Source organism: Nocardia sp. NBC_01499 (genome assembly GCF_045040275.1).
Lineage (GTDB): Bacteria > Actinomycetota > Actinomycetes > Mycobacteriales > Mycobacteriaceae > Nocardia.
The window spans coordinates 1,510,048-1,525,920 of the sequence record NZ_CP109426.1 but is presented as its reverse complement, the minus strand read 5'-3'; the positions used below and the strand labels follow the sequence as shown (position 1 = coordinate 1,525,920).

Sequence of the window (15,873 nt, the reverse complement as noted above, 5' to 3'; positions counted from 1 at the left end):
GCTCATGCTCGCTTAACTCTGAGGTCGGGGGATAACACCGGTTCCGAGACGGTGGCCTTACGTCTGGCACCCTCGGCCCAAGTCGCGAGCCATGCATAGCTACCCCGTACCGCGCAAACGATCGTCAAGGCGAAGAACAAGGTGTATACGACGTCGAGGGCCATCAGCAGTCCGTACACCGTTGCGGCAGCGGCGCCGAACATGAATTGGGCCCGAGCGGGAAATGGTGTGGTTCCAGGATCGGTGATCATGTAATTGGTGAACAGGATGAACGCGGTGCCGGTCATCGTGCCGAGTGCGGCAACAAGAGCGGCGTCGAACAGTTCATGGCGAACAATGGCCTGGATCACGAAACCACCGAGCCAACCGACGATCAGCGGCACCCGGCGCACCAGAGTAGCGTTGATCACGGTGCCCGCGACGAGCAGAACGAGCGGGACGGCGATCCGGAACATCGTGTTGAGGTTCTCGCCGAATTCGTAGGGCGGTGCGATGCTGATCCAGGTGCTGAAACAAAGCAGCGTAAGCGTGATCCCGAAATTGGACGGATTCATGAAATGCCGCATACGCCCGGCGAACGGAGCTCGGAACACGTGCTTGCTTGTGATCGCGGCGACGACGGCGAACAAGATCGGCCAGAACTGATTGTTGGCATAGAGCAGCATGTTTACCGCGAGGGCAGTGATGTGGGCTGGCAGCAGGAACTCATAGACCCCGCGGAAGCCGTGACCGAGGAACCGTGGCGACGTGCGCTGGGTCCACGCGGTGATCATCTCGAACACGAAGTCGGTCACATAAGCCGACACCAGCGCCAGAATCGGCCATAGCGGCGGTTGTTCGAAGCCGAGAAGGGCGTACCCGATGATATTGAGAACAGTGAGTGAGAGCGCGAAGTTACGCAAGGCCAGATAACGCGTATCTTTTACGGGCGGTTGCGCGTCGTGTTGTCGGTCGACCGGAGCCTTGCCGTTTGTCGAGAGGATTTCGACCTGGTGCGTATTCTTCTTATCGCCGATGGTTGGTTTCCGGTTGAGCAAAGTCATGGTTGTGTGGTCCCCTCGGCGATCTCGGTGGCGGTGTCGGTCAGCATCAGCGCGTGTATGCCAGGCGTCAGCCGCAGCGTCTGGTGCTGCCGTGCACCGGTGTTGTCGAGCCAATCGATGTCGGCTGTCACCGGGCCGCTGGCCGTGCCGAGCCCGAAATGAACATCGAAGCTTCGTTTGCCGCTGTGGCCGCTGCCGCCGTCGAGTTGGCTACGCATGGTCCGGCCATCGGCGGTGTGCACCGTGACGGCCGCGTTGTAGGCAGGCTGTCCGATGACCGCGCCAGCTCCGCCGTAGGAATGCGCTGCCGGTCGGTAAAGGTGAAGCTCCAGCGGATTCCCCATGCGCGGTGACCGATTCGCGAAAAACGCGGGGGCGTCCCACTGGCGGGCGACCGCGAAGTCGAGCGTTCCTGTGCCGGTGCTATCGCCGATGGCGAGGCCGCGCGTCGGTATCGGCACGTTGGTGCCGACCTGATCGGTGATGTCGACGTATTTGCCATCGTTGCCTTTGGCGTACAGCGCCATGGTGTGCCCGCCCGCGATATCGTCGCCGGGGACTGCTCGCGGCCATGAGTTCGGGGTGTGCAGCAGGACGTCGTTACTGGTCGCCAACTCCTGCAGCCAGGGCCACCGGTTGTCGCCGCTGCCCTTGACGAAGCCGGTCGTCTGCAGCACGTCAAGGGTTCCCGAGTTGCGCAGGTCCGCGGCTTTGATATCCCAACCCCAGCCAGACCATGCCAACCCGAGCTGTTGTGCCTGTTGCGAGAACGGTGCGTGCCCGGCAGCGAGTTCTCGGCGCATGTCGTCGGCCGAGGCCGTGTCGTTGCGCCAGGCGAAGTTACTCTCCTGGATTCCCCACGGGGTCGTGATATTACTGACTATCATGTCGAATTTCCCGCGGTTGTACAGATCGGCGAAATCGACACCCATTCCTTTGAACGAGTCGTTCCCGAGCACAAATGATTTGGGATCGGTCCACGTTCGATTCCCCGTCGCGGTGGTGAAGCGGATATTGCCCGGCGTGGACCGGTTGTACAGCAGGTGATCGTGGCCGAAATCGTTGGCGATATAGAGCTCGGGAAGCAGATCGCCGGTCAAGTCGCCCGCTCCGAGCGCCAATGTCCAGCCGGTGGCATCAGCGTAGGGGATCGCTTGTTTCTCGTCGACATATGTCGGGTGGCCTGCTGGATCGTTGCCGTTCCAACGGTATACCCGTTCACCGGCCGCGTTCGTCGCGTTCGACATCGAGTCGTTCATGACGACGTCGGGGTGACCATGCGGGTCGAGCACAGCCGAGTTCGGGAAGTAGTTGCCGAAGATGATGTCGGGGTGGCCGTCGCCGTCGAAGTCCGCGATCGAGACAGCATTGGTGTTCCACAGTTCACCGTTGTAATGACCTGCGGCGCCGGCCGAGGGCACAACCTCGACCGGAGTGTACGACGCTGCCGTAGGCTCATCGCGATTCCCGTTGCGGTGGAAGATGATCGGCGTTCGTCCCCAGTAGTAGACCAGCAGGTCCAGCTGGCCGTCGCCGGTGAAATCGCCGGGCGCACAACCCATCGGGGCCATCGTCGAATCCACTACCAGCGGGTCAGGACGTAGAACGAACGGCGTGAAGCGGTCGTTCGGTGGCGCTGTCGGCGTGTAGGTCACGATCACCGAATCCGTTCGGGTATCGACGATGCACATCCCGTCGGAGCGCCCGTGTCCGAGCAGATCGTTGATGGCGATCGAAGCACCGACCGAGGAGACCCAGGAACGGATGTTCTGATATGCCGGGTTCACCTCGCGAACAGACTTTGTCGGCAACTTGTCGTATCCGGGTGGCATTGCGATCGCCATGGACTCGAGCTGATAATCCTGCGCCACCTTGGCTGGATCTTCGGTAGCGACATGGGCCTGCGCGATCAGAAAGATCGATACCAACGCCACTACCGCGCCGATTGCCGGCACCAGTGTTCTGATTCGAGCGTTCATGACTCGGCCTTCGCAGTTGTTTCGCTGACGGAGGAAGTGGTCGGCAACGGTGCCTCCGGGGGCCGGCACCGTTGCCGGATCCGTTCTCGCCAGACCTCGTAAGCGACTCGTCCGTCGACTGTCGGCTCCGTTGGCATAGCTTCGATCGCGATTCTGGAAGCGTCATCGACGTGCCGACCGGCGAGGATCTCTACGGCGGTCTCGGTATACGGGTGCACGATGCCGGCGCGAGCGCGTGCCTCGGCGGCAAATACCGCACCCTGTCCGATGTCTTGGCAGTAGTCAGCTGCCTGTTCGCGTAATGCGCCGAGTTCGCCCGCGGTGGCACCGCCCGCGTAGGTCGCCGCAAGGCCGAGCCCAGCGAACAAGTCCGAACGTCGGTCTGCGGGGAACCGGTCGATGATCGCGCACGCGGCTGCCGGATCGGCACCTGATACGAACCACAGGGCCCGCCCGATCCCCTGATCGATCGCGCGAGGCACATAGCTCGGGTGCGCGGTCGACACCGCGAGTCGGGCCGGGTCAGCATACTGCTGTTTCACATAGCGATCAGTATGGAAATAGGCCTGATGAAATCCGTAGCCATCCAAGGTGAGCCACATCAGCACCGGATCGGTCAGCCCGGTCAGCAACGCTCGGTGTCGTCGTCGCGGGAGCCTGGCGAGTGCCCAGCCGACGCCTACGTAGATCATGTAGCGGTGCTCGTCGGCTGCCGCGACGAAGTCGCTCACGTGATGGTTGTGGCCGATCGGAAGTCCATCACGGATCGCCATCGCCATCGCGGCACCTTCGAAGGCGAAACCTCTTCGCTCGCTTTCGATTTCAGATAACAGCTCGGCTGTTTCGGCGGCCGTGGCCCGCTCGGCGCCGATCCCGAATCCTTCGAGGAACGTCGCACCGGCCGTCTCCAGACAGGCTGCGGCGTATGGGTTGCGGGCGGGGAAGCCGCGGACCTTCAACGATGCTTGCCGCGCATCCGGCGTCAAGATCTTTCGGCGAAGCCGTCCCGGCAAAGAGACCATCTGAAGACCCCCTTCGTCCGCAAACCCTGTACTCAAGGTTGGCACTCGACGGCCGTCCGAGGCTTCTTCCCCGTTGCTCAATCTATAAATTAGAAGTAATCTACCGGCAGTCTCCCGTGTGCAAGTCGGCGTCCGACTCGGGGCGCTCGGTCGCCTACCTCGTCATCGGAAGGTGGTTGAGCTGTCGCTGCTGCAGGATTCGGTCGCACCACTCGACGAGGAGCACACCGCCCTCGCCTTGGCAGAGGCTTACGGCGAGGATGTCGACGACATCTTCGCGCAGCTGGACCCGCAGCCGGTCGCCTCGGGCGGCGTGGCGTCGGTATACCGGGCGCGGTATGGCGGATGCCATTCCTCGGGCAGCTCGACTTCGAACGGGAGGCCGACAATCTGCGGCGGTTGCGAAAGGACCTCTCCGGCTGCTTCGGTATTCACGCGGCGCCTGAGCTGATCTTCCCGCTGTTGTCCCTGTTGGTAATATTGCCATGTATAAATGTAGCTAACAGTCTTGAACGGCCTCGAGGGTGTCCACATGGGAACGAAGCGTTACGCGCAGATGTGCGCTATCGCGGCAGCGCTCGACGTGGTCGGCGAGCGGTGGACGCTGCTGATCATCCGCGATCTGCTGACCGGCCCGAAGCGATACAACCAACTGCTCGAGGAGACACTGGTCGGGATCGGACCCAATCTGCTCGCAGCACGGCTGCAGATGCTCATGGAGCACGGAGTGATCCAGCGTGAATCCGTGGCAGGCGACGGCCGCGGCGTCCAGTATCGGCTGACGCCCCGCGGCGAGGCACTTCGGCCGGTGGTCATGGGTTTGGCGTCATGGGGCCTGTCGCATATCGCCTCGTACGAGCAGGACGGCCTCGTGCGCGCCGAATGGGCGCGGTTGGCGTTGGAGGCGATGGTCGCCGTCGGTCCCCAGCCAGAGGTCGACGAATCATACGAGTTCCGAATCGGCGACGAAGTGTTCCACGTGCGCTGTGAAAACCACACCGCACGAGTCGTCGAAGGCAACCCGCCGAACGAACCCGCCCTGGTTGTCACCGCCGATCCGGAGACGTTCATCCGGATCGGTACCGAACAGGTCGCCATCCTCGACGCGGTGTTGTCGGGCCGGGTGGTAATCGCCGGTGACACCAACTCTCTGTCGCGTTGTCTTCGGCTGCTCGACCTCGAACTCACCTCGAGTTCGTCGGCCACCACCGACGCGGGGGTAGCCGACGTATCCTGACCGCGACGTTTCGTAGGGCGTGCGGGAGCGACCCGGTGATCATGGCCGATCGGGAGACTGTCTCGGATCATCGTCGCCGCGCCTTGGAACGCGAAATCCGTTAACGCACTGTGTATTTCGGACAGGATCGCGTAAGTCGTTGCGGCGGTTGCACTTTCGGCACCGGCGCCGAACCTGGTAAGGAACGTGGTCGGCGCGACTTTCAGGTAGGTCGGGGCAGTGGCGTTGCGCGAGAGGAACCTGCGGAACCGCAAGAACGCCGCTCGGGCGTTGGGTGTCAGGATCTTTCGACGGAGCAGTCCCGATGGCGAGCTCATGTCATGACCTCCTCCCCGAATCTATAGTTGAGCATCGCATCCGGGGGCCTGCCCATGCTTCTTCGTCGTTGCTCAACTGTCCGTATAGAAGTAATCTTTCGACCAGTGACCTTATAAGCCCCTCTCAGTTGCCGATGCTGCCGCCGAGCGTCACTTTCGCCTGTGCCGGGGCGCTGGAGAGGGGTCGGAGGGTAACGAGCGGGTTGCCGTGTCCGATTCTTCCCGACATCGCTCGTTCGTCATCGATAGGGGGAGCTCGTGTCAGATCATATTGCGGACAGCATCAGATACATGTGGGACAACTGTGGGCAACAGATCTCACTCGACGAGTTGGCCGGTATTGCGAAATATAGCAAATTCTATTTCGTAAGGAAGTTTCGATCGGAAACCAGATGCTCACCGGTCAGATTCCTCTCCGCCGTCCGGCTTGCGCGTAGTAAACAGCTGCTTGCGGACACGTCGACGAATGTTTATGAGATTTCGCAGTCGGTCGGCTACATGAGTTACGGAACGTTCACCTCGCGATTCACCGAGGCGGTTGGGCTTAGTCCGTCCCGATATCGGCGATACGTGCGCGGGGAACGGGCCAGCTTGGGGTGGGAGATATACGGCGCCGATTCGGAACGTCCGCATGATATGCCGAGTTTGACGATCAAGCTGTTCGATGGCAACGGCGACACGGTGCGGCGGGCATATGTTGGCATTTTCTCAACGGCGACGCCCGTGTCGTCCGCCGCCGCGTTGCTCATCGTCGAGAATCGAGATGTTTTCAGCATCGACTGCCTGCCTCCAGGCAGGTGGATATCCAGGGTGATCACGTCGTCCCGACAGGATTCTGTCGATTGTGGGATATGTCGAGATCTGCACATCGGCAGCTGCGAGTTCCAGCTTCGAAAAAAGGACAGAGTCGAAATCGATATCACGCTGACCGAGCAGACGATCCGAACACCTCCCTTTCTCCCCGCGCTACCGGCACCGTTGAGCGACATCCTGACCTCATCAATTGTTCAGTAGGCTTCGCCGGACACGGTCCGCTCGGGCACCCGCCCAGTAATGCCGCAAGGCAAGACGGTGGTGCTAAAATATTGCGATGGCGTCTGTGCGGGCAGGGACCAAATCTTCACCCCCCGTGGCAGTTCTCCATGAGGGTGAAATCGATGTACCACCGGCCCTCACGTCGAGGTCGAAGACCCTCGCGGTACAGGCGATGGCGGCGCTGGCCGAGGTCACGGCCTACACGAGCCCCCCAGCGCGAGAGGCAAGCTTGTACCGAGCCGGGGAGTTCTTGACAGCTTTCGCAGTAGCCTTGTCCGAGCATGAGCCGCCCGTTCGCGGAGAGGATCTGCCAGTCCGGTCGGTGAGCGAGCATTTCTTCCGGATCCGTGAAGCCGACTTGTCGCCGCACCAGGCAGCACTGCACGCGGCATTGATCTTCGCCCCGGGTGGATTGGGTGATCTTGCCGTCGCTCCCATGGCCGGTGCCGACCTGGCGTCGGAGACGGCCGCCATGAGACAGGTGCTAGCCGATCTGACGGGAATCCCCGGCAACGATATGGCAGCGGCTTCTTCAGCTGGACACCGCAGTGCCGGCAGCCCGCCGACGCAGACCGCGACTTGTGCGTCGGCAGAGGCTATCTGGAGCACCCGGTGGATCCTTGGGCATCAGATTCATGCGCAATTCACCCGATGCGCGGCAGTCGCGGTGAGGGACGCAATCCGGCGCCTCCCTGATGAGCCCGGATCCGGTGCGGCACAGCGGCTTCGGTCAGCAGTGGTGCTGGTACGTGGACTGCCTGCCGCCATGGCGCACGCCGCTGCGATGCCGGTCGAGTACTACCATGAGGTCGTTCGGCCGGCCATGATGGTTCCGGCGCAAACCACACCGCTCAGCGGGCGGATGCAGTATTCCTACAAGATCTACCGGAAGACTGTGAACGCCTTACTCGCAGCGCTTCCGCAGACGTACGCCGAGCTGGCCACGCACTCCGCCGAGCTGGCCGATGCTTGCAACGACCTCCTTGAAGCCGACCTCATCGACGCCGAACGTCATGTCACGTTGGCCTATAACATGGTGGACCTGCGTCGATCGATTGCCCAATCGAACGAAACCTCGCGCAACGCAGTCGGAGAACTGCGGCTGATGCGCCATCGGCTGGCCGCCCGATACGCACCTCACTTGCGAGTCGGAGACCAGTACATCGCCGCAACGATGAAGGCGATGCGGCACCCGCCGACCCGAAGCAAAAACTCCTAGATTCACATCGACTGCGTAGTCACCGACCGTAGGGGAGTCGTGACACCGACATCGGGGACGTCACCGACGTCGTGCGGTCACCGGCATCAGTGGCCGACATGATCGGTGGTCCACTTCATGGCGGCGTCGAACCAGTCGGGCGCGTTGGGGTGCAGGTTGATGGAGTGCCCAGCGTCGGGCAGGACGAAAGCGTCCAGTTCCGGGGCCGCGGTGTAGTAGCCGCGTTCGTGGGTCAGGACTGCCTCGGCATCGGCGCACGACCGATACTGCGCACAATAGATGCGGTCATTCCGGCCGACCACGAGCAGGACCGGCACCGAAATACCCTGAGACACCGTTGGCGATCCGGACACATCGTTGCCGGTGGCCAGTTCACTGATCGTGCCGACGCTCTTGCGCTTGTCGTCTTCGGCGATGACCTTCGGGTCGGCGTAGTCGGTGTCGTAGAACAGCGGCCCGCGTACGCCCTTCCTGGTGGTTACATAACCGGCGGGATAACCGGCGAACTTGGGCTCCTCGGCCGCTGGATGGTTGGGGTCGTCGGCACCGAGTGAAGGGGTCGAGTGCAGGTCACTGGTGAGGATGACCCCGTCGACGTCGCCGGGGAACCTAGCCGCGACAATCGCCGACTCGGTGGCACCCAAACTGTGACCGACCAGCATGGTCCTGGCGAATCTATTGCCGCCTGTTACCGCTGGCAAGGCCGTCAGTACCTGGTGGAGCGCGTCGGCTTCGCTGTCCACCGTGAGCGCTGCCGCGGGCGGAAGCTGAGACGGCGGCAGGGCGGATGAGCCGGTGCCGGGCCGGTCGATGCTCAATGTCGCGAAGCCCGCCGTGTTTGCCGCCCGGACATAGCTGTACCGATCCGGCTCGTAGGGAAAATCCCAGTAGTCGCTGCTGTAGGTGAAACCCGGAACCAATATCTGCAAGACCGTGGCCCCCGCGGGAACGCACAAACGCCCGCCCATCAGGTAGAGCGGCTGGCCCGCCCCCAGCGTGACCGGGATGGAAAGATCCCGGCACGAAACAGCCGGATGCGGCGTGGGCGGGACTCCAACGGCAGGGGTCGCGCCCAGGAGTCCGACCACCATGATTGTCACTGCCGTTGCGAGTCGTGCCGAGCGCATCCTGATCTTCTCCTACTGTCCGTTGAGGTGTCCGGGCCGATCGGGGGCAGCGACTCCAGGTACGTGAATCCCCGTGTCCGGCAAGCAGATCTGACTGTCAATGCATGTTCGATGTCGGCGGCAGCGGGGCGGATCGAAATGCCGACGTTCCGGCGGTCCGCTCGGCACACAATCACCGACGCCGACCTGACGCCACACAGTAAGGGGGCGGCATCGTTTCGGCACACCCGGCCCACCCTGATGCGGAGCGTGTACCGAATAGGGATCCGGCAGCCAGTGCCGGCGCGCAAGTCCGCCGCAGTCTTTGGTTCTGAGATTTGAGAAAACGGCTAGCAACATCCCGGGCTGGTCGGCGTGCTGGCTACGCGCCGACGGCTACAGTGCCCGATCATGCGTACCGAGGGAGATACCTGGGACATAAGCACCGGGGTCGGGTCAACGGCATTGTTCGTCGCCGCGGCGCGCGCCCTCGCCGGTCGCGGATCCGAGCCGCTGGCCGTCGAGCCCTATGCAGAGTTCTTGGTGCGCGAGGCAGGACCGGAGTGGGCGGATCTGCTCGACGGCAAGATGGCCGAGCATCCCCTGCTCGACCCAAGGTTCGGCGTCTACTTCCAGCTCTACCAGGCGGCACGAACCAAATACTTCGACGACTACTTCGCCACGGCCATGCGTGCCGGAGTACGTCAGATCGTCATTCTTGGCGCCGGTCTGGACGCCCGCGCCTACCGTCTGCCCTGGCCCGACGGCACGACCATTTACGAACTCGACCGCACCACGGTCCTGGAATTCAAGCGGCGGGCTCTGTCCTCCTGCGGTGACGAGCCGCGCGCCGACCGCCGCGAGGTTCCGGTGGACCTGCGTGAGGACTGGTCAAAGATATTGCGCGAGCACGGTTTCGATCCGAGCGAAGCAACCGCATGGCTGGCCGAAGGGCTGCTGTACTACCTGTCGGCGGCCGCAGGGGATCAGCTGTTCGACGATATCGAGCTGGCCAGCGCCCCCGGGAGCCGCGTCGCTATCGAGGAGCCGCCCACGGTGCCCGACCAGGCTCCAGCTGAACCGGCCGACCGTCCCTGCCACATGAGCAGCCAACCCGATTGGGCGGATCTGGTCTACAACGAGCAGGGCAGCGATGCGGTGGAATGGTTCACTGCGCGGGGCTGGGACGCCACGGGCGTCACCTTTCCGGATTACTTGGATTCGCTGGATCGGACGGCGGAGGCGGTTTTCAACGACCGGGGATGGAGCCCCTCGCTGATGCGGCTGATGACCGCAGTCCGTCCGCCGAGGCCAATATCGCGGTGATCGAACGCAGTTGATCGAGCAACGGCAGTATGTCCGCATCGGCACAGCCACGCCGGGCAGTGTCGATGACCTCGCGAAGCTCTCACGCGACGTCGCTAGCGAAGGCCCCGTTCGCCGACACCGACACCGCCACGGATCGACGGTCGGAAGACCGAGCCACGGCGACCAGTCCGGTGCGCCGGGCTCGACCCTGGTGAACCGGACGTTCGCCCGCCTGCTCGAACCTGCTGAGGACAGGGGGTCAGGCCTGTGATTCGCCGCCGTCGACGAACAGTTCGGTACCGGTGATGAACTTCGCCTGCGGCGAGGACAGGAAAACGACCGCGTCGGCGATCTCGCTGGGCTGCCCGAGCCGCCCAAGGGGGACACGCCGGGCTTCGTTGTCGAGCAATGCGCGTGCCTGATCGGGTTCGGTTGCCAGGCCGGCGAGTCCGGGGGTTTCGGTGGGTCCGGGAGTGACTGTGTTGACCCGGACTCCGCGTCCGGCGAGTTCTATTGCCCACACGCGGCTGAATTGGCGAATCGCGGCTTTGCTTGCCGAGTAGACACCGAACGCCGGGGTTGCCCTCGCGGCGGAAGTCGATCCGGTGATCACCACCGACGCTTCGGGATTGAGAAAGGGCAATGCTTTCTGCACGGTGAACACGGTTCCGCGGACGTTGGTCCCGAAGGTGTCGTCGAAGTCCTGCGGGCTCAGGTCTTCCAGCGTCGCGAACGTGCCGCCGCCGGCATTGGCGACGACGATGTCCAGGCCCTGGCCGCGTTCGGCGACCGCGGCGTAGACCCGGTCGAGGTCGTCGAGATCGGAGATGTCGCCACGGATGCCGGTGACCGCGTCGCCGAGCTCGGCGACGAGCGCATCGAGTTGTGCGCGGCGACGCCCGGTGACGAACACGTGCACGCCCTCGCTCGCGAGTCTGGTCGCGATCGCGCGTCCTATCCCGGAGGTTCCACCGGTGACGAGCGCTGTCTTGGCGTTCAACTGTGTCATGTCGACTCCCTACTCAGTTTTTGACGATACCGTCCAAAATAATGGTTATGGACCAAATCGTCAATAATGAGGTAGGGTCGGCGGTATGCCGAGACCGAGAAAGTTCGCCGAGGCCGAGGTCGTCGCCTCAGCCGGGGAGACCTTCGTGCGCAACGGTTATGGCGGAACCACGATCGATGACCTGCTGAAGGCGACCGGACTGGGTAAACAGAGCCTGTACAACGCCTTCGGGGGCAAGCGCGGACTGTTCCTGCGGGCGCTGCTGGCCAGCACGGCCGACGCCATCGCCGCGGTCGACGAAGCATTGGCCGGACCCGACTCAACGCCCCTGGAGCGGATCAAGGCGCAGATGCTGAAGGTGGCCCTGGTGCTGAGCGACGACGATCGGCAGGATTCGCTGTTCACCAAGGCCACCGTCGAACTGGGGCACCGCGACACCGACGTCGCGGCATCGGCACTGGACGGATTCACCCGGCTCGAAGGGATCTACCGGCACTGCATCATCGACGCTCAACACAGCGGCGAAATCGCCTCCGACGCTGACCCACACGCCCTTGCGGCCTACTTCGTCGCCGTCACGCGAGGTATGGAAGTGCTCGCAACCGCCGGGGTCGGCCGCGCCGAATTGACTGCGATAGCAACGACATCCTTAGCGGCACTGCCTCTCACCGAGCGCACTGGGACCGTGTAATCAGGACGCCCTCGACCAGCTGCGGCGAGCAGCCGTTCCAGTCCGGATCGCGGTCGGTGGGTTCACGTCGAGGTGCAGCGGCGGTTTCCCGCGCTTCGGCTCGGCGCTCCGACCGAACACCAGTGTGGGCCCGCGACCCGCCGAAGCCCCTGTTTCGTCGCTGTCTGCGGCATAGGGGCATTCTCCTTGTGTCGCAGCTTGATTGAAGCGCCGTCGGAGACGAGCCGAGCCCGGCCGAAACAAACGGGCCGGGCTCGATTGCAACGCGCAGATAGGTCGGTTTTTAAAGCGTCACTCGCAATCCGGGTACTGATGAGTTGCAACCCACTTGCCGCCCAGCTTTTCGCAGTCTTCCTTGGTGTTGGCGCGTCCTTTTTGCTCCTTCAGCTTCTCCTCTTTGTAGCAAGTCTTGAAGTCTCCGTAGGTGTCCCACTTCGTGATACAGGTGTCTACAGGATCGGCGGAGGCCGTCGGAGTGGCGACCATCCAACCCACCGCAGTCATGACGGTTGCGGCGAGCACAGCGGTAGCACGGGCGCGATCAAGACGCATAGCGGTTCCCGTCCGTTGAGGTGGACCAGCCTGTCCGGTCCACCGTACGTCACGTATTCGTACCTGTGACAATTCTGGATGGGAGTGACCTGGAGTCAGCCGGGGGATAAACGGCTCGGGGGAAGACGTGCCTATGGCCCGAAAGCGGGCGAATTATCTTGCACTGACCGGGTTGTCGAATTTTCTCACATCCCGGTTGAATATTCTTCGTTGGCCAACTCGTCTGTCAACGAGAGATAATGATTACGGTGCCGAAGCGAGTCGGATGCCGAAATGTTCTATAGCTATCGTGCAACGCCGCGCAAAATTATGATGGCAGCTGCAGATTTCCATCGGAGGTATGTATCATGAGCTATGGTGTCGACTACAACGCAATTTCTGTCAAGACACCCGACGAGATTGCGATGCTGCGTATAGCAGGAGGAATCTCGGCGAGGGTGCTCGAAGAGTTGACGCCACACATCAAGCCTGGTGTAACGTCGATGCAAATCAACGATATCGCCCACGATTTGATAGTCAATAAGTATGGTGCCGAAATCGACCGAGAAGATCTGTCAGGTTACGATTCCAGCGAATTTGCTGCTGTCTCCATCGCTCACAACGAGATCGCATTCAGTGGCGAACCGAGCGAAATTCCACTGCGGAATGGAGATCTGTTCGGCATCGATGTCAGCCTCAAGAAGGACGGTTGGTGCGGCGATACGCAGCGGATGTGGATCATAGGCGACGAGACCTCGGCACAGGCCCGATTGCTTGCCGCCGTTGGGTATCAGGCGATGTGCCTGGGGATCAGTCTGGTGCGTCCCGGCGCGGAGTTGCAGACAATCGCCAAACAGGTTCAAGCTTACGTCGAATCCTACGGCTTCTCGATGCTGCGGGTGGCGAGCGCGACCGGTCATTCGATAGGGCAGATCCATGCGGATGGCTGGCTGATTCCGTACTACGAGGATCCGCGGAACAACGGGCGCATACTGAAGAAGGGCATGGTGATTACCGTAGAGCCGTTCATCTGCGCGGGGAACGGCGAGGGTGTTCGCCTGTCGAATGTCACGCAGTCGGCAGCTTCGGCGGATGGTTCGTTGACGGTCTACTGGGAGCATGTGGTCGCGGTCACCGACACCGGATGCGAGGTGCTCGATCTGCGCGAGGGCGAGGACGTCACCTTCTATGATCACCGGTCTCGCTGGTAAGCCTTCATCGGATTGCCCGTCGATCGGACCTGCGTCTCGACGCTGATTATCGGTTACGGGCCGTCCGATAGCGCTTGGTCGAGTTGCCGGCACAGCCAATCGGAGAACGCCTTGATCTCGGCGGCTCGTGGGTGGTCATCTCGCCAGTTTATCCAATAGCTCAGGTGGGCGGGAATTTCGATATCACCGATCTGCACCAGCTGGCCGGAATGTAAATAAGGTGTCGCAACCAATTTCCGAATCATCGCCACACCTCGGCCTGCCAGAGCGGCGCCGAGCAGTCCGCCCGCGTCGGTGTATATCACGTCGGCAGGCGGTTCGGCGTAGATGCTCCCCGCAGCTTCGAAGAATTCCTTCCACGACCTGGACTCGAAATGCAGCAGAGGTCCTTCCTGCATCGTCTCGATCGTCAAGGATGGAAAATGTGTCAGCAGCTCGGGGCTACATACGGCGACGATCATATCGCCGGGTAAGCGCAGCGATCGGAATCCACGCAACTCGAGGGGGCGATGCCAGATACCGACGTCAACCGGTGCCGGATCCGGCGGTGACATCTCGGTATGCCGCCGGAGTACGAATCTGATATCCGGTCGCGAATCGGTAAATTCGCCTAAATGCCGAATGAGCCATGCATCGGCAAGGTCCGTCATCACGCTCAACTCCAACGGCAGCCCGCCGCTGCCATGTGCGGTGCCAGCAAGACTCAATGCCTCATCGATGTCGCGCAGACTGCGGCGCAAGCTGGCGGCGAGCTGCTCACAGGCGGCAGTAGGCCGCATCTGATTGCCGGTGCGGACGAACAGGGGTACGCCGACCAACGACTCCAGCTGACGTATCTGATGACTGACCGCGCTATGGGTGATAAAGAGCTCATTTGCCGCCAGCGTATAACTGCGTAATCGCTCTGCGGCTTCCAATGCTCGCAAAGCCGCCAAGCTTGCATGAGATCTCACCCGAGAAAGATACTATGCGACGGTCGGCAGCCGCACGGCCCCAGTGGCCGCATGCCACGGTTTAAGCCGAACGTCGACAATGTCAGCGAGAATAGCTCGGGCACTAGTGCGTCGCGCAATTGGTAAGTCGTTGGGTCTGTGAAGCGAGTCGTGTTGCGAGGCTTAGACCGGCTCTTCGTAGATGAGGGGTGTAGTTGCAGGCCTGGCTTGCGGGTCTTGGGCCACCCCATTTGCTGTCGTTGGGTGTTTCCACCGGGGAGCGGGGCCGTGGACGTTTGGGTCCGCTGCTGAGACTCTGGTCGGGCCGTGCTGATCGAGGTGGGTCAGCACATCGACCTTCGGTATCCGCCTCTGGGATGCTCCGAGGACACCCTCGGGGCCGACAGCCTCGATTGCTCAGGTATCAGCTCCTTTGGTGGCGGTGAGGCTAGTCGCGGTCGGCGGGACTCAGTCGTTGGTGGACGTCTCTGGTCCAGTCGTGCCATACCGGGCGGCGATGGTGCGCACGGCCTCCTCGACTACCTGAGCGACGCGTTCGGCGCTCACCTCCCAGCCCGGCACCAGCAGTGTCGGCCAGAAGACGTAGTTGGAGATCATGCCAAGGAACTGGGTGGCTGCGAGGTCAACGTCTTCGACCCGCACCGTTCCCGCCTCGTGCTCGGCCAGGAGGTAGTCGCGTACGGACTCGAAGTAGGGCATCTTCCCGTGCGCGAACTGCGCATGGGCCAGCTCGGGGAACCGCGGCAGCTCGGCGATGACGATCCTGAACAGGTCGGTCATCTGGGCACGGCCTAGCAGCTCGGCGTAACGGCGACCGATGATGCTCAGCCCGTCGACGACGTTGCCCGCTGGCGGAGGTTTCTCCTCGTCAGCGGTCGACCAGGACTCGGTCACGATGGCGTCGAACAGGGCAGCTTTGCTCGGAAACTGCTTGAACAAGGTGGCCCGCGAAACGCCCGAGTGCTCCGCGATCCGCGCCAGCGAGGTCCGGTCGTAGCCCAACTCGAGAAACAGTGCGGTCGCGGCCGTCACGATCAGCGCGCGCTTCTCCTGGGCGACACGCTGGTGATACGTCGTCACGACCCTGCTCATGGGCCGAGTATACGAGGTGAGTGGCTTGACTCACCACTGTCACCGACCTAATGTCGCAGTGGTGAGTCGCCCGGCTCACCATCGACCGGTCATCACTGATGATCCCGGTCAGCTACCCAC

General features: G+C 62.4%; 15 protein-coding genes and 1 pseudogene. 7 read left to right on the top strand and 9 right to left on the bottom strand.

Translation table 11 applies throughout. The features are described 5' to 3' along the window. Nucleotides 1-2 precede the first annotated feature (2 nt). From OG203_RS06855 to OG203_RS06845, 3 genes are read right to left on the bottom strand one after another with little or no spacing between them, the layout of a single operon-like run. Nucleotides 3-1,043 (bottom strand): enediyne biosynthesis protein, encoded by a 1,041-nt coding sequence (locus OG203_RS06855; RefSeq protein WP_405164821.1) that lies wholly within the window; start codon nt 1,041-1,043, stop codon nt 3-5. Further along, a complete protein-coding gene (locus OG203_RS06850) occupies nt 1,040-3,022 on the bottom strand; it encodes a CRTAC1 family protein (RefSeq protein ID WP_405164820.1) in 1,983 nt (660 codons plus the stop codon). Before OG203_RS06850 ends, OG203_RS06855 begins: the two co-directional genes overlap by 4 nt. Next, on the bottom strand, nt 3,019-4,044 hold the full coding sequence (locus tag OG203_RS06845; protein WP_405164819.1) for a DUF1702 family protein: 1,026 nt from the start codon (nt 4,042-4,044) through the stop codon (nt 3,019-3,021). Before OG203_RS06845 ends, OG203_RS06850 begins: the two co-directional genes overlap by 4 nt. A 172-nt stretch (nt 4,045-4,216) precedes the next feature. Between OG203_RS06845 and OG203_RS06840 the strand changes: the two genes are divergently transcribed. Beyond that, on the top strand, nt 4,217-4,495 hold the full coding sequence (locus OG203_RS06840) for an AarF/UbiB family protein (RefSeq protein ID WP_405164818.1): 279 nt from the start codon (nt 4,217-4,219) through the stop codon (nt 4,493-4,495). An 81-nt stretch (nt 4,496-4,576) separates the two neighbouring features. Then, complete coding sequence (locus tag OG203_RS06835; RefSeq protein WP_405164817.1) at nt 4,577-5,281, top strand: winged helix-turn-helix transcriptional regulator; 705 nt, start codon at nt 4,577-4,579, stop codon at nt 5,279-5,281. Between the two features lie 38 nt (nt 5,282-5,319). On the opposite strand, the pseudogene OG203_RS06830 reads toward OG203_RS06835, so the two are convergent. Continuing rightward, a pseudogene (locus OG203_RS06830) lies at nt 5,320-5,598 on the bottom strand (DUF1702 family protein); the annotation flags it as partial. Nucleotides 5,599-5,856: 258 nt separating this feature from the next. Between OG203_RS06830 and OG203_RS06825 the strand changes: the two are divergent. Both OG203_RS06825 and OG203_RS06820 read left to right on the top strand, forming a co-directional pair. Beyond that, nucleotides 5,857-6,612 carry a helix-turn-helix transcriptional regulator gene (locus tag OG203_RS06825; RefSeq protein ID WP_405164816.1) on the top strand — a complete coding sequence of 252 codons (756 nt, stop codon included), beginning with the start codon at nt 5,857-5,859 and terminating at the stop codon, nt 6,610-6,612. Between the two features lie 343 nt (nt 6,613-6,955). Further along, a complete protein-coding gene (locus tag OG203_RS06820; RefSeq protein WP_405164815.1) occupies nt 6,956-7,852 on the top strand; it encodes a hypothetical protein in 897 nt (298 codons plus the stop codon). 86 nt (nt 7,853-7,938) lie between these two features. On the opposite strand, the gene OG203_RS06815 is transcribed toward OG203_RS06820, so the two are convergent. Then, nucleotides 7,939-8,979 (bottom strand): alpha/beta hydrolase, encoded by a 1,041-nt coding sequence (locus tag OG203_RS06815; RefSeq protein ID WP_405164814.1) that lies wholly within the window; start codon nt 8,977-8,979, stop codon nt 7,939-7,941. Nucleotides 8,980-9,369: 390 nt separating this feature from the next. On the opposite strand from OG203_RS06815, the gene OG203_RS06810 reads away from it, so the two are divergent. Beyond that, nucleotides 9,370-10,284 (top strand): SAM-dependent methyltransferase, encoded by a 915-nt coding sequence (locus OG203_RS06810; protein WP_405164813.1) that lies wholly within the window; start codon nt 9,370-9,372, stop codon nt 10,282-10,284. 241 nt (nt 10,285-10,525) lie between these two features. On the opposite strand, the gene OG203_RS06805 is transcribed toward OG203_RS06810, so the two are convergent. Then, nucleotides 10,526-11,275 carry an SDR family NAD(P)-dependent oxidoreductase gene (locus OG203_RS06805; protein ID WP_405164812.1) on the bottom strand — a complete coding sequence of 250 codons (750 nt, stop codon included), beginning with the start codon at nt 11,273-11,275 and terminating at the stop codon, nt 10,526-10,528. Nucleotides 11,276-11,360: 85 nt separating this feature from the next. Between OG203_RS06805 and OG203_RS06800 the strand changes: the two genes are divergently transcribed. Continuing rightward, nucleotides 11,361-11,966: a TetR/AcrR family transcriptional regulator gene (locus OG203_RS06800; protein ID WP_405164811.1), complete on the top strand. Its 606-nt coding sequence runs from the start codon at nt 11,361-11,363 to the stop codon at nt 11,964-11,966. A gap of 291 nt (nt 11,967-12,257) precedes the next feature. Here OG203_RS06800 and OG203_RS06795 read toward each other — a convergent pair whose 3' ends face one another. Continuing rightward, nucleotides 12,258-12,518, bottom strand: coding sequence for a hypothetical protein (locus OG203_RS06795; protein WP_405164810.1), 261 nt, complete (start codon nt 12,516-12,518; stop codon nt 12,258-12,260). A 347-nt stretch (nt 12,519-12,865) separates the two neighbouring features. On the opposite strand from OG203_RS06795, the gene OG203_RS06790 reads away from it, so the two are divergent. Further along, on the top strand, nt 12,866-13,708 hold the full coding sequence (locus tag OG203_RS06790; RefSeq protein WP_405164809.1) for a M24 family metallopeptidase: 843 nt from the start codon (nt 12,866-12,868) through the stop codon (nt 13,706-13,708). Nucleotides 13,709-13,761: 53 nt separating this feature from the next. Here the strand turns inward: OG203_RS06790 and OG203_RS06785 are convergent, their stop codons facing one another. Further along, complete coding sequence (locus OG203_RS06785) at nt 13,762-14,643, bottom strand: LysR family transcriptional regulator (RefSeq protein ID WP_405164808.1); 882 nt, start codon at nt 14,641-14,643, stop codon at nt 13,762-13,764. 465 nt (nt 14,644-15,108) lie between these two features. Continuing rightward, on the bottom strand, nt 15,109-15,753 hold the full coding sequence (locus tag OG203_RS06780) for a TetR/AcrR family transcriptional regulator (RefSeq protein ID WP_405164807.1): 645 nt from the start codon (nt 15,751-15,753) through the stop codon (nt 15,109-15,111). Nucleotides 15,754-15,873: the final 120 nt, after the last annotated feature.

Coding starts and splice junctions, on each gene's coding strand:
- OG203_RS06835 (WP_405164817.1), top strand. CDS start 4,577: ATGGGAACGAAGCGTTACGCGCAGATGTGCGCTATCGCGGCAGCGCTC.
- OG203_RS06800 (WP_405164811.1), top strand. CDS start 11,361: ATGCCGAGACCGAGAAAGTTCGCCGAGGCCGAGGTCGTCGCCTCAGCC.
- OG203_RS06780 (WP_405164807.1), bottom strand. CDS start 15,753: ATGAGCAGGGTCGTGACGACGTATCACCAGCGTGTCGCCCAGGAGAAG.
- OG203_RS06805 (WP_405164812.1), bottom strand. CDS start 11,275: ATGACACAGTTGAACGCCAAGACAGCGCTCGTCACCGGTGGAACCTCC.
- OG203_RS06810 (WP_405164813.1), top strand. CDS start 9,370: ATGCGTACCGAGGGAGATACCTGGGACATAAGCACCGGGGTCGGGTCA.
- OG203_RS06845 (WP_405164819.1), bottom strand. CDS start 4,044: ATGGTCTCTTTGCCGGGACGGCTTCGCCGAAAGATCTTGACGCCGGAT.
- OG203_RS06795 (WP_405164810.1), bottom strand. CDS start 12,518: ATGCGTCTTGATCGCGCCCGTGCTACCGCTGTGCTCGCCGCAACCGTC.
- OG203_RS06790 (WP_405164809.1), top strand. CDS start 12,866: ATGAGCTATGGTGTCGACTACAACGCAATTTCTGTCAAGACACCCGAC.
- OG203_RS06815 (WP_405164814.1), bottom strand. CDS start 8,979: ATGCGCTCGGCACGACTCGCAACGGCAGTGACAATCATGGTGGTCGGA.
- OG203_RS06850 (WP_405164820.1), bottom strand. CDS start 3,022: ATGAACGCTCGAATCAGAACACTGGTGCCGGCAATCGGCGCGGTAGTG.
- OG203_RS06855 (WP_405164821.1), bottom strand. CDS start 1,043: ATGACTTTGCTCAACCGGAAACCAACCATCGGCGATAAGAAGAATACG.